Source organism: Streptomyces sp. NPDC051136 (assembly GCF_044455745.1).
In the GTDB taxonomy this organism is placed as follows: Bacteria; Actinomycetota; Actinomycetes; order Streptomycetales; family Streptomycetaceae; genus Streptomyces.
This window is the reverse complement of sequence record NZ_JBITFE010000007.1, coordinates 190,931-203,131: the sequence shown is the minus strand read 5'-3', so window position 1 is coordinate 203,131 and position 12,201 is coordinate 190,931. Positions and strand designations below refer to the sequence as shown.

Below are 12,201 nucleotides of genomic sequence, written 5' to 3'. Positions count from 1 at the left end.
TGAGTACACCGTACCCGATTGCGCGTACACCGTACTCAGTTTTCCGGTGCGGATTTAAACTGAGCCCATGGCGAGCGGCACGGAGACCAGCGGCAGCGGCGACATCGGCCGCACCCTCGAACTGTTGTGGGACACCGGCCGGCGCCCCAGCCGGGGCCCGAGGCCGGGCCTGACGCTGGAACGGATCGTGGAGGCCGCCGTCGAGGTCGCGGACCGCGAGGGGCTCGGCGCGGTCTCGATGCGCCGGATCGCCGCCGAGCTGGGCACCGGCACCATGTCCCTCTACCGCTACGTCCCCGGCAAGGGCGAGCTGATCGACCTGATGCTGGACCGCGTGCAGCGCCCCTCGGAGAACCCCGCCGACCTCGGTGACGGCGGCTGGCGGGCGGCGCTCCAGGCCCTCGGCCGCGCCACGCTGGCCCTCTACCGCCGCCACACCTGGCTGCTGGAGGTCAACCAGTCCCGCCCGGTCCTCGGCCCCTCCGCCCTGGACGGCATGGAGAAGGTGCTCGCCCGGATCAGGCCGATGGGCCTGACCGACCCCGAGCTGGTCTCGGCGATCGTCATGATCGACGGATACGTCGTCGGGGCCGCCCGCACGCAGGTGTACGAGCGGGAGGCCGAGCGCAGTTCCGGGCTGACGGACGCGCAGTTCTGGCAGGCCCAGCAGCCGGTGCTGGAGAAGGCCATGGCCAGCGGGCGCTACCCCGTGCTGTCCTCGCTCTCCGAGGACGCCTTCGGCACCGGCTTCGACCACTTCGAGTTCGGGCTCCAGCGCATCCTCGACGGGCTGGAGGTGCTGGTGACCGCACGCCGGGCGGCCGGCGCCCCCGACGGCCCCGGCGGCAGCCCGGACGGCCCCGCCGGATCAGCGGCGCCGGAACAGCCGGCGTAGCCCGAACAGGGCGAGCAGCGCGACGAGCAGTCCTACCGCGCCCACCTTGAGCGTGCCCCCGTCCGGCCCGTCCGCCCCGTCGGAGTCCCCGCCCGACGCGTGGGAGCCGCCCCCGCCCGAGCCCCCGTCCGCACCCGGCACGTCCTCGGCCTTCACCGGGCTGCCGGCCCCCTCCATACCGAGCAGCAGCTTCTTGCCGTCGGTGGTGTAGGTGGCGGACTCCCCCTGCCCCAGGGGCACGCTGATCCGCCCCTGGCGCTGGATCTTCCCGCCGTTCCAGCCGTACCAGATGCCCCCGAGGTAGCCCCGCACGGCGATCTGCTCGCCGTCCGGGGAGAAGGCGGCGTCCGTCGCCCACAGGTCCACGGGGACGGTGGGCCTGAAGACGTTGGTGCCGGAGGACGAGAGCTTCGCCGGGCCCTCGTACAGGTGGCCGCCGTCCTCGTTCTTGTCGATGAGGTAGACCCGGCCGGTCTTCGGGTGGACCAGCATCGACTCCGCGTCGCGGGAACCGTCGGCGTACTTCACCACGTACTGGGTCGCCTTGACGGTCTGGTCCTTCAGCTCCGTCGGCTCGGGCAGCTCGTAGATCCACACGTACGGCCAGCTCACGCCGTCGTTGTCGCCGATGTCGCCGACGAAGATCCGGTTGCCGGGCCCGATGCCGATCGCCTCGACGTCCCGGGGCGTGCCGACGCCGGACAGCGCGACGCGGGCCACGGTCCTGCCGGTGGCGCCGTCGACGGCGTAGAGGTACGGCCCGGTGTCCTGGTCGTTGTGCGTCCAGTAGACGCCGGGGTGCAGACGGGAGGCGGCGAGGCCGCTGGACTCGGTGATGCGCGGGTCCTCGATGGTGAACCCGTCGCTACCGGCAGGCCCGTCCGCCCCGTCCGCCGCCGAGGCCGGCACGGCGAACGCCCCCACGAGGAGGGCCGAGGCGAGGAGGGCGAAGGGTCGGCGCATGCGCCAAGCCTGCCATCCCGCGCGGGCGTTCAGGCCCGCGGTCACCCTGCGTGGTCGGGCTCACATCGCGTCGACCAGGCTGATCGTCCATGATGAGCGGATGCTCAGGTTCATGTTCGTCGGTGACTCCATGACGATCGGGAGCGCCGGCGAACACACGTGGCGCTACCGGCTCTGGCAGCACCTGCGCGACTCCTACGGCCGTCCCTTCACCTTCGTCGGCCCGCGCGAGACCCTCCACGACCAGGACACGGACGCCCCCACCTCGTACGCGTACGCCGAACCCGACTTCCCCCGCGCCCACCTGGCCGGCTGGGGCGAGGGCTGGCACCACATGACCCCGCTGATCGGCGAGGCGGTGCGGTCCTGCCGCGCGGACGTACTCCTGGTCTCGCTGGGCCTGATCGACCTCGGCTTCTACACCAACGCCGAACAGACCGCCGACAACGTCCACGCCTTCGTGACCGCGGCCCGGTCGGCGAACCCGCGCGTCCGCGTCGCCGTGATGCCGGTCCTCCACAACATCCGGGTGGAGGCCGACGCGTCCTTCGCCGAGCAGGTCACCCGGTTCAACGAACTCCTCGCCAAGACGCTCGCCGACCTGGACGACCCGCGCTCCCCGCTGCTGCTCGTCCCGGCGCCGGTGCCGTGGGACTTCCACACGGCCACGTACGACGGCACGCATCCCAACGAGAGCGGGGAGCACCGGATCGCGGAGGCGTTCGCGACGGCGATGGACGAGGAGTGGGGGCTCGGCGGGGCGTACTCCGCTCACCCCTAACCCCTTTCGACCGAGACCAGGGTCGTCTTCGGGGAGGACCTGGACCTCACCGGCACCGTCCTCGACCTCATCCTCAGGACCGACGCCTTCCCCCGCGACTGAGCGAACCCGCTTGCCTGGAGCGCACTCCAAGTCGTTGGCTTGGGGACCATGGAGTACACGCAGCTGGGACGCACAGGACTCAAGGTCAGCCGGCTCGTCCTCGGGACGATGAACTTCGGTCCGCAGACCGACGAGGCCGACAGTCACGCGATCATGGACGCGGCGCTGGACGCCGGTATCAACTTCTTCGACACCGCCAACGTGTACGGCTGGGGCGAGAACAAGGGCCGTACCGAGGAGATCATCGGCAACTGGTTCGCCAAGGGCGGCGACCGGCGCGACAAGACCGTCATCGCCACCAAGGTGTACGGCAACATGGGCGCCGACGGCGAGGCGTGGCCCAACCACGACAAGCTGTCCGCCGTGAACATCCGGCGTGCGGTCGACGCCAGCCTCAAGCGGCTGCGGACCGACCACATCGACCTCTACCAGTTCCACCACATCGACCGCGACACCGGGTTCGACGAGATCTGGCAGGCGATCGACACCCTGGTCCAGCAGGGCAAGGTGCTCTACGCCGGGTCCTCGAACTTCCCCGGGTACAAGATCGCGCAGGCCAACGAGACCGCCGCCCGGCGCGGCGGGACCATCGGCCTGGTCAGCGAGCAGTGCCTGTACAACCTGGCCGAGCGCCGCGCCGAGATGGAGGTGATCCCGGCCGCGCAGGACTACGGGCTCGGCGTCATCCCGTGGTCGCCGCTGCACGGCGGGCTGCTGGGCGGGGTCATCAAGAAGGAGGTCCAGGGCGGGCGCCGGGCCTCGGGGCGGGCCGCCGACACCCTGGCCGACCCCGCGAAGCGCGCGCAGATCCAGGCGTACGAGGACCTGCTCGACAAGCACGGCGTCGCACCGGGCGAGGCCGCGCTGGCGTGGCTGCTGACCCGGCCCGGCGTGACCGGCCCGATCGTGGGCCCGCGCACCGCCGAGCAGCTCGCGTCGGCGCTGCGGGCCGTGGAGCTGGAGCTGTCGGACGAGCTGCTGGCCGGGCTCGACGAGGTCTTCCCGGGACCGGGGCCCTCTCCGGAGGCCTTCGCCTGGTAGGCGCGGCGGCGGGGTGAGCGGGGGCGGCGGGCCGCGGGCTGATCAGCCGAGGGCCGCCGCCACCGCCACCACCACGAGCATCAGCACGAGCACACCGGCCATGATCCGGTTACGGGTCTTCGGGTCCACGTCCCCGAGCCTAACCGGCCGCGCCGAGCGGATGACGGGCGACCGCCTCGTAGCGGGGCTGCTCGCCGGGCACACCGGAGCCGGGCAGGTTGCTGCGGACCAGCGCCAGGTCCGTCACCGTCCAGGTGGGCCCGGTGAAGCCGGCGAGCGCCTCGACGAAGGGGCGCACGTCGTAGGGCTGCCTGCTGCGGGCCAGCGTCAGGTGCGGCGTGTAGCGCCGGTGCTCGCCCGTCCCGGCGCCCGCCTTGCGCCCCGCCGACTCCGCGCGGTCCGCGAGCAGCCGCAGCGTCGCCAGGTCGCCCTCGGCCCCCGCCCACAGCGCCCGCCCGTGCCCGAACCGGCCGCCGCCGCGCAGCGCCAGCGGGAAGGGGGCGGTGCGGTGCGCGGCCCGCTCCAGCCGGGCCGACAGACCGGGCACGACCTCGTCGTCGACCTCTCCGTAGAAGGCCAGCGTGAAGTGCCACCCCGGGCGGCCGGTCCAGCGCAGCCCGTCCGCCCCGGGCAGCCCGCGCAGCGCGGCCACCTCGTCGGCGAGGGAGGCGGTGACGTCCTCGGGGGGCAGCACGGCGGCGAACAGTCTCATGGAGCCACAGTGTGCCCGGGATGACCCCGGCTCCGTCGGCTTCCGCTTCGGCGAGGACGTCGACCTGACCGGCACCGTCGTCGGTCCCACCCTCAGGACCGACGACTTCCCGCACGGCTGACCGGGCGCCCGAGACGGCCTACGCCGCCGGTGCCAGCGCCTCCTGCCGCTCCCTCGGCACGAACCGGACCTGCGGGTGCCCCCGGTGCCAGCCGACCGACAGGCGCAGGTTGCCGACCCGGGCCAGGACCAGGCCGACGACGAGGGCGGCGGTGGCGGCGACCGCGCCGCCCGCGGCGAAGCCGACCCGGGCGCCGTAGGTGTCGGTGACCCAGCCGACGACGGGCGCGCCGATCGGGGAGCCGCCGAGGAAGACCATCATGTACAGGGCCATCACCCGGCCCCGCATGGCCGGATCGGTGGACATCTGGATGCTGGTGTTGGCGGTGACGTTGACGGTCATGCTGAAGACGCCGATCGGGACCATGAGCAGCGCGAAGAGCCACAGCACGGGCGCCGTCGCCGAGACGATCTCCAGGGCGCCGAAGCCGAGGGCCGCCGCGATCAGGACGCGCAGCCGGGAGGTGCCGCGCCGGGCGGCGAGCAGCGCGCCGGCGAGGGAGCCGACGGCCATCAGGGTGTTGAAGAGGCTGTACGCCCCGGCGCCCGCGTCGAAGACGTCGTCGGCGAAGGCGGACAGGAAGACCGGGAAGTTGAAGCCGAAGGTGCCGATGAACCCGACCAGGACGATGGTCCAGATCAGCTCGGGGCGCCCGGCGACGTAGTGCAGGCCCTCCCGCAGCTGGCCCTTGCCGCGCGGGGCGCGCTGCACGGTGTGCAGCTCGCGGGCGCGCATGAGCAGCAGGCAGCTGAGCGGCGCGACGAAGGACAGGCCGTTGGCGAGGAACGCCCAGCCGGTGCCCACGCCGGTGATCATCAGTCCGGCGACGGCGGGGCCGACCAGGCGGGCGGACTGGAAGTTGGCCGAGTTCAGGCTGACCGCGTTCTGCAGCTGGTCCCGGCCGACCAGCTCGGAGACGAAGGACTGCCGGGCCGGGTTGTCCATGACGGTGGCCAGACCCATCGCGAAGGCGGCGACGTAGACGTGCCAGACCTGGACGTGGCCGCTCAGGGTGAGGACGGCGAGGGCGAGCGCGGTGAGGGCCATCGCGGACTGGGTGGCCAGCAGCGTGGGCCGCTTGCGCAGCCGGTCGACGAGGACGCCGCCGTACAGGCCGAAGAGCAGCATCGGCAGGAACTGGAGGGCGGTGGTGATGCCGACGGCGGCGGAGGAGCCGGTGAGGCTGAGCACCAGCCAGTCCTGGGCGATGCGCTGCATCCAGGTGCCGATGTTGGAGACGACCTGGCCCAGGAAGAACAGGCGGTAGTTCCTGACCTTCAGGGAGGCGAACATCGACGTCTTGCGGGGTGTCACGGGGTTGCGGGCGGTCGGATCGTCGTGGCCGTCAGGTGCGGGGGCGGAAGCTGCTCCGGATCCCGTACTCAAAAGGGTTCGCCTCCTCGCGAAAACTGCTTACCGGTGTGCGAGCTTCTCCAGCACGGGGGCGGCGGCGCGCAGTTTGGCCCACTCGTCCTCGTCCAGTCCCTCGACCAGGGTGGCCAGGAACGCGTTCCGCTTGCGGCGGCTCTCCTCGAGCATCACCACGGCCTGCTCGGTCTGCGTCACGACCTTCTGCCGCCGGTCCTCGGGGTGCGGCTCCAGCCGGACCAGGCCCTTCGCCTCCAGCAGCGCCACGATGCGGGTCATCGAGGGCGGCTGCACGTGTTCCTTGCGGGCGAGCTCGCCCGGGGTCGCGCTGCCGCAGTTGGCCAGGGTGCCCAGCACCGACATCTCGGTCGGGCTGAGCGACTCGTCGACCCGCTGGTGCTTCAGTCGACGGGACAACCGCATCACGGCGGAGCGCAGGGAGTTCACGGCGGCGGCGTCGTCGCCATGCTTGAGGTCCGGCATGTTCCTTAGCGTAACTCATTAGTCTCGCGAAATACCACCGCGCAGGCGCCCGCTTGCCCGTGACGCCCGCCACTGAAACACGCAGTTCACCCGTACGAGTGAGGCGTTTCCGGAAATCAGCGCATCACCCCGCGGGCGGGGGCGACCCTCGGGGGCATGGGGACCAGCGTGCTCAGCCTGCGGATGGACGGGGAGCTGCTCGAACGGCTCCGGCACCATGCGGCGAAAAGGGGAATGAGCGTCCAGGACTATGTCGTCCGGACGCTCATTCGGGATGACTTCGACGAGCGGTTCCAGTCCGCCGTGGAGGAGACGGAACGGTTCTACGGGGTGCCCTGACCCGGGAGGATCAGGTCAGGCCGATCAGGTCAGGCCCAGCGCCGGCATCAGGTAGTAGAAGGCGAAGACCGCCGACACCACGTACATCGCCACCGGAACCTCGCGGCCCCGTCCGGCCGCCAGGCGCAGCACCGAGAAGGTGATGAAGCCCATGCCGATGCCGTTGGTGATCGAGTAGCTGAACGGCATCATCAGCATCGTCACGAAGGCCGGGACGGCGATCGTGAAGTCGGACCAGTCGATCTCCCGGATCGAACCGGCCAGGATCAGGAAGCCGACCGCGATCAGCGCCGGGGTCGCCGCCTGCGACGGGACCATGGTGGCGACCGGCGTGAGGAACAGCGCCAGCGCGAACAGCGCGCCCGTGACGATGTTGGCGAAGCCGGTGCGGGCGCCCTCGCCGACGCCGGCCGTGGACTCCACGAAACAGGTGGTGGCGGAGGCGGAGCTGGCACCGCCCGCGGCGACCGCGACACCGTCGATGAACAGGACCTTGTTCATGCCCGGCATCTGGCCCCGGCCGTCGGTCAGCTTCGCCTCGTCGCTGACGCCCATGATCGTGCCCATCGCGTCGAAGAAGCACGACAGCAGCACGGTGAAGACGAACAGCACGCCGGTCAGGACACCGACCTTGTCGAAGCCGCCGAACAGGCTGACGTCGCCGACCAGCCCGAAGTCCGGGGTGGCGACGGGGTTGCCGGGCCACTCGGGGGTGGTCAGGCCCCAGGACGGGATGTCGGTGACGGCGTTGATGATCATCGCGAGGACCGTCATCACGACGATCGAGATCAGGATCGCGCCCGGGGTCTTGCGGACGATCAGCGCGAGGGTCAGCAGCACGCCGAGGACGAAGACCAGGACGGGCCAGCCGTGCAGGTGCCCGCCGGTGCCGAGCTGGATCGGGACGGTGGTCTGGGCGGCGTCCGGCATCCGGGTGATGAAGCCGGAGTCGACGAGCCCGATGAGCATGATGAACAGGCCGATACCGATCGCGATGGCCTTGCGCAGGCTGTAGGGCACGGCGTTCATCACGCGCTCCCGCAGACCGGTGGCGACCAGCAGCATGACCACGAAACCGGCCAGCACCACCATGCCCATGGCGTCCGGCCAGGACATGCGCGGGGCGAGCTGGAGGGCGACGACGGAGTTCACGCCGAGGCCGGCGGCGAGCGCGATCGGCACGTTGCCGATGACGCCCATCAGCAGCGTGGTGAACGCCGCCGTCAGGGCGGTCGCGGTGACCAGCTGGCCGTTGTCGAGCTGGTGGCCGTACATGTCCTTCGCGCTGCCCAGGATGATCGGGTTCAGCACGATGATGTAGGCCATCGCGAAGAAGGTGGCCAGACCGCCGCGGATCTCACGGGGCAGGGTGCTGCCCCGCTCGGAGATCTTGAAGTAACGGTCGAGACCGTTCTGCGGGGGCCGCCGGTCTTCCGGCGACTCGGGGGACGGGGGGACCTTGGCGGCGGCCGAGGTGGACATGCGGGACCTCATGCACCAACAGGTTCCCCCACGGCCTTGTCGGTGTTCCTGTTGGTGTTTTCTACGAATGAAAGCGGTCAGAGACAAACGGGTTCAGTATGAACGTATGAGCCACTGATCGCTATCTCCGCGCGTAGACCCGCGACATCGCCGCGTGGCGCCGCGCCGTCAACCCGTTCGCGCGCTCCTCGTAAGCTGTACGCATGACGAAGTGGACACCCACGCACGAGGCGCCGGAGCCCCTGGAGGGCCCCGTGGTTCCGACCATCGTCGGCGGCACCATCCTCTGGTTCGTCCTCTTCCTGGTGCAGCTGCCCTTCTACGGCTGGTTCGACGACCGGGGGCACGCCTGGTGGGTGTGGACCTGCCTGGCCGGCGCCGGCCTCGGCCTGATCGGCATCTGGTACGTCCGGGGCCGCGACGCCGCCCTCAAGCGGGCCGCCGGCGCGCCGGGACCGCAGGGCGCGCGGACGGACCGGCCCACCGCCTAGCACCAGCCGTAGTACCTGGGCAGCACACCGCGCCGGTACGCCTCGTACTCAGGTCGGATCTTCTCCGCACTCGGTGGGTGAAGCCGTAAAACCGCACGTACCGTCGAATGCATGACGCATCTCGACGCGGACAGACGCGATCCCGCGCACCCCGCGCACGCCGTGGACACCGCCTCGCCCGCGACCGGGCTCACGGCGGCCGGCGTCGCCGAACGGATCGCGCGCGGACAGGTCAACGACGTGCCGGTGCGCAGCAGCCGCTCCCTGGCCGACATCGTCCGCGCCAACGTCTTCACCCGGTTCAACGCGATCATCGGCGTGCTCTGGGTCATCATGCTGTTCGTCGCGCCGATCCAGGACAGCCTGTTCGGCTTCGTCATCCTCGCCAACACCGGCATCGGCATCGTCCAGGAGTGGCGGGCGAAGAAGACCCTCGACTCGCTTGCGGTGATCGGCGAGGTCCGCCCGACGGTGCGCCGGGACGGCAGACCCACCGAGGTCGCCACGTCCGGCATCGTGCTGGACGACGTCCTGGAGATCGGCCCCGGCGACCGGGCCGTCGTGGACGGGGTGTGCGTCGAGGCGGACGGGCTGGAGATCGACGAGTCGCTGCTGACCGGTGAGGCCGACCCGGTGGTCAAGCAGCCCGGCGACCAGGTGATGTCCGGCAGCTTCGTGGTCGCGGGCGGCGGCGCCTTCCGGGCGACCAAGGTGGGGCGCGAGGCGTACGCCGCGCAGCTCGCCGAGGAGGCCTCCCGCTTCACCCTGGTCCAGTCCGAGCTGCGCAGCGGCATCTCGACCATCCTCAAGTACGTCACGTGGATGATGGTCCCGACGGCGATCGGCCTGGTCCTCAGCCAGCTGCTCGCCAAGGACAACGAGCTGGACGACTCGATCGCCCGTACCGTCGGCGGCATCGTGCCCATGGTCCCGGAGGGCCTGGTCCTGCTCACCTCCGTCGCCTTCGCGATCGGCGTCGTCCGGCTCGGCCGCAAGCAGTGCCTCGTGCAGGAGCTGCCCGCCATCGAGGGCCTGGCCCGGGTCGACACCGTCTGCCTGGACAAGACCGGCACCCTCACCGAGGGCGGCATGGACGTCACCGGCCTGCGCCCGCTCGACGGCGCGGACGAGCGGCGCGTCCGCACCGTGCTGGGCGCCCTCGGCCGGTCCGACCCCCGCCCCAACGCCTCCCTCCAGGCCGTCGTCGCCGCGTACCCGGCCCCCGAGGACTGGCACCGCACCGGGTCGCTGCCCTTCTCCTCGGCCCGCAAGTACAGCGGGGCCGCCTTCACCGAGGCCGACGGCACCTCCAGTACGTGGCTGCTCGGCGCACCCGACGTGCTGCTGGCGGAGGACGACCCCGCCCTCGCGGAGACCGGGCGGCTCAACGAGCAGGGGCTGCGGGTGCTGCTGCTGGCCCGCGCCGCCCGCGACCTGGACGACCCCGGGGTGGCCGAGGGCGTGACGCCCACCGCCCTGGTCGTCCTGGAGCAGCGGCTGCGTCCGGACGCCGCCGACACCCTGCGCTACTTCGCCGACCAGGACGTCCGCGCCAAGGTCATCTCCGGGGACAACGCGGTGTCGGTCGGCGCGGTGGCCGCCAAGCTCGGACTGTCCGGGGCGACGGTCGACGCACGCCGGCTGCCCGCCGGGCGGGAGGAGATGGCCGGCGCGCTCGACGAGGGCACCGTGTTCGGGCGGGTCACCCCGCAGCAGAAGCGGGACATGGTGGGCGCCCTGCAGTCACGCGGCCACACGGTCGCGATGACCGGCGACGGCGTCAACGACGTCCTCGCCCTCAAGGACGCCGACATCGGCGTGGCGATGGGCTCCGGCTCGGAGGCGACCCGGGCGGTCGCGCAGATCGTGCTGCTGAACAACAGCTTCGCCACGCTGCCGTCGGTGGTGGCCGAGGGCCGCCGCGTCATCGGCAACATCACCCGCGTGGCGACCCTGTTCCTGGTCAAGACCGTGTACTCGGTGCTGCTCGCGATCCTCGTGGTCTGCTCGCAGGTCGAGTATCCGTTCCTGCCCCGCCACCTCACCCTGCTCTCCACGCTCACCATCGGCGTCCCCGCCTTCTTCCTCGCCCTCGCCCCGAACAGGGAACGGGCCAGGCCCCACTTCGTACGGCGCGTCATGCGCTACGCGATCCCGGGCGGAGTGGTGGCGGGCGCGGCGACGTTCGCCACCTACCTCCTCGCCCGGCACCACTACGCGGGACCGGGCGCCCTGGACGCGGAGACCAGCGCGGCCACGCTGACGCTGTTCCTGATCTCGATGTGGGTACTGGCGATCATCGCCCGGCCGTACACGTGGTGGCGGGTGCTCCTGGTCGCGGCGATGGGCCTGGCCTTCGTGGTGGTGCTTGCGGTGCCGTGGCTCCAGGACTTCTTCGCGCTGAAGCTGGTGGGCGTGACGATGCCGTGGGCCGCGGTGGGCATCGCGGCGGCCGCGGCGGCCGTACTCGAACTCCTGTGGAGGTGGGTGGACCGCCGCTTTCCCGCCTAGTGGGCTACTTGACGTCGACGAAGTCGGAGACCGAGGTGATCGCCCCGGACGCCGAGTTGCCGGCGAACACATAGCGGTAGTAGCCGTCCGCGGTCGCCTTGACGGTCGTGCTCAGCTTGCCCGCCGAACTGCTCTTGACGCTCTTCAGCGTGGTGTACGCCTTGGCCCCCTTCTTGAGGTATTGGAGCTGCACCGACTGGCCGCTGTACGCCCCGTACTTGAGGGTCTCCCAGTTGGCGCGGGACAGCTTGCCGGTGACGGTGAGGGTCTTGCCCTTCTTCACCGGCTCCGGCGCGGCGTTGGTCGTCACGGCGCTGCCGCGCTGGAACTTGAAGGACCCGGCCTTGTCCTTCCAGAGGTAGTCGCCGTCCTTGGCGTCGATCCAGACGCCGACGTACCAGGTGCCGGCCATGGCGTTGCCGAGGTAGTCCGTGCGCGGGTCGATCTTCACCGAGGCCGTGCAGGTGGAGGTGGTCGCGCCGGCCTTCTTGCAGGTCGGCTTGCCCGTCGACTCGTATCCGTAGCCCGGGCCCTTCAGGTCGAAGGAGTCGGCGCCCAGGATGCCGGAGTTGTCGGTGGCCGTCACGCTGACCGAGAAGGTCTTGGCACTGCCGGTGCCGATGGACACCTTGTTGTCGCCGTCGACGACGACCTTGGTGATCCGTGTGTCGCCGCTTCCGCCGTCGGCCTGCGCGGCCGGGACGGCGAGGGCGGTCAGGGCGAGGGCACCGGTGGCGGCTGCCGCCAGGACTCGTGTGCGCATGTGTTCCCCACGTCAGGACAAGGGGTCCCGGCGGTCGTCACCGCGTCGGGACCCGGAGGGTCGTGAGTCTGCTGACTCGCCTCATAGATCCACGGCGCGGCGCGATGGTTGTACGTCACGTGAAGAAAATGTGTGCACACCTTCACATT

Annotated in this window: 13 protein-coding genes; 7 read left to right on the top strand and 6 right to left on the bottom strand. The window is 71.0% G+C overall.

The features are described from left to right. Positions 1 to 67 precede the first annotated feature (67 nt). The gene (locus ACIBCJ_RS21475; RefSeq protein WP_365980762.1) at positions 68 to 895 is read left to right on the top strand and encodes a TetR/AcrR family transcriptional regulator; all 828 of its coding nucleotides are present in this window, start codon (positions 68 to 70) and stop codon (positions 893 to 895) included. Here the strand turns inward: ACIBCJ_RS21475 and ACIBCJ_RS21470 are convergent. Further along, on the bottom strand, positions 869 to 1,858 hold the full coding sequence (locus tag ACIBCJ_RS21470; RefSeq protein ID WP_365980763.1) for a WD40 repeat domain-containing protein: 990 nt from the start codon (positions 1,856 to 1,858) through the stop codon (positions 869 to 871). The genes ACIBCJ_RS21475 and ACIBCJ_RS21470 overlap by 27 nt on opposite strands. 100 nt (positions 1,859 to 1,958) lie before the next feature. Here ACIBCJ_RS21470 and ACIBCJ_RS21465 point away from each other — a divergent pair, with 100 nt between their 5' ends. Together ACIBCJ_RS21465 and ACIBCJ_RS21460 are read left to right on the top strand one after the other, a co-directional pair. Continuing rightward, positions 1,959 to 2,639: a GDSL-type esterase/lipase family protein gene (locus ACIBCJ_RS21465; RefSeq protein WP_365980764.1), complete on the top strand. Its 681-nt coding sequence runs from the start codon at positions 1,959 to 1,961 to the stop codon at positions 2,637 to 2,639. A gap of 150 nt (positions 2,640 to 2,789) precedes the next feature. Beyond that, a complete protein-coding gene (locus ACIBCJ_RS21460; protein WP_362101552.1) occupies positions 2,790 to 3,782 on the top strand; it encodes an aldo/keto reductase in 993 nt (330 codons plus the stop codon). A gap of 139 nt (positions 3,783 to 3,921) precedes the next feature. On the opposite strand, the gene thpR is transcribed toward ACIBCJ_RS21460, so the two are convergent. Next, positions 3,922 to 4,494, bottom strand: coding sequence for an RNA 2',3'-cyclic phosphodiesterase (thpR, locus tag ACIBCJ_RS21455; RefSeq protein ID WP_362502352.1), 573 nt, complete (start codon positions 4,492 to 4,494; stop codon positions 3,922 to 3,924). On the opposite strand from thpR, the gene ACIBCJ_RS21450 reads away from it, so the two are divergent. Further along, positions 4,493 to 4,615, top strand: a complete 123-nt coding sequence (locus tag ACIBCJ_RS21450) for a hypothetical protein (protein WP_362502349.1) — start codon at positions 4,493 to 4,495, stop codon at positions 4,613 to 4,615. The genes thpR and ACIBCJ_RS21450 overlap by 2 nt on opposite strands. Positions 4,616 to 4,633: 18 nt before the next feature. On the opposite strand, the gene ACIBCJ_RS21445 is transcribed toward ACIBCJ_RS21450, so the two are convergent. Then, complete coding sequence (locus tag ACIBCJ_RS21445) at positions 4,634 to 6,001, bottom strand: MFS transporter (protein WP_365980765.1); 1,368 nt, start codon at positions 5,999 to 6,001, stop codon at positions 4,634 to 4,636. Between the two features lie 27 nt (positions 6,002 to 6,028). Next, a complete protein-coding gene (locus tag ACIBCJ_RS21440) occupies positions 6,029 to 6,466 on the bottom strand; it encodes a MarR family winged helix-turn-helix transcriptional regulator (RefSeq protein WP_133888937.1) in 438 nt (145 codons plus the stop codon). A gap of 156 nt (positions 6,467 to 6,622) precedes the next feature. Between ACIBCJ_RS21440 and ACIBCJ_RS21435 the strand changes: the two genes are divergently transcribed. After that, a complete protein-coding gene (locus tag ACIBCJ_RS21435) occupies positions 6,623 to 6,805 on the top strand; it encodes a ribbon-helix-helix protein, CopG family (RefSeq protein ID WP_362101560.1) in 183 nt (60 codons plus the stop codon). A gap of 24 nt (positions 6,806 to 6,829) precedes the next feature. On the opposite strand, the gene ACIBCJ_RS21430 is transcribed toward ACIBCJ_RS21435, so the two are convergent. Continuing rightward, positions 6,830 to 8,287 (bottom strand): NCS2 family permease, encoded by a 1,458-nt coding sequence (locus ACIBCJ_RS21430; RefSeq protein WP_133888935.1) that lies wholly within the window; start codon positions 8,285 to 8,287, stop codon positions 6,830 to 6,832. Positions 8,288 to 8,490: 203 nt separating this feature from the next. On the opposite strand from ACIBCJ_RS21430, the gene ACIBCJ_RS21425 reads away from it, so the two are divergent. Both ACIBCJ_RS21425 and ACIBCJ_RS21420 read left to right on the top strand, forming a co-directional pair. Next, positions 8,491 to 8,778, top strand: coding sequence for a DUF2530 domain-containing protein (locus tag ACIBCJ_RS21425; protein ID WP_365980766.1), 288 nt, complete (start codon positions 8,491 to 8,493; stop codon positions 8,776 to 8,778). 111 nt (positions 8,779 to 8,889) lie between these two features. Continuing rightward, positions 8,890 to 11,289 carry an HAD-IC family P-type ATPase gene (locus ACIBCJ_RS21420; RefSeq protein ID WP_362101566.1) on the top strand — a complete coding sequence of 800 codons (2,400 nt, stop codon included), beginning with the start codon at positions 8,890 to 8,892 and terminating at the stop codon, positions 11,287 to 11,289. 4 nt (positions 11,290 to 11,293) lie between these two features. Here ACIBCJ_RS21420 and ACIBCJ_RS21415 read toward each other — a convergent pair whose 3' ends face one another. After that, the gene (locus tag ACIBCJ_RS21415; protein WP_365980767.1) at positions 11,294 to 12,052 is read right to left on the bottom strand and encodes a calcium-binding protein; all 759 of its coding nucleotides are present in this window, start codon (positions 12,050 to 12,052) and stop codon (positions 11,294 to 11,296) included. Positions 12,053 to 12,201: the final 149 nt, after the last annotated feature.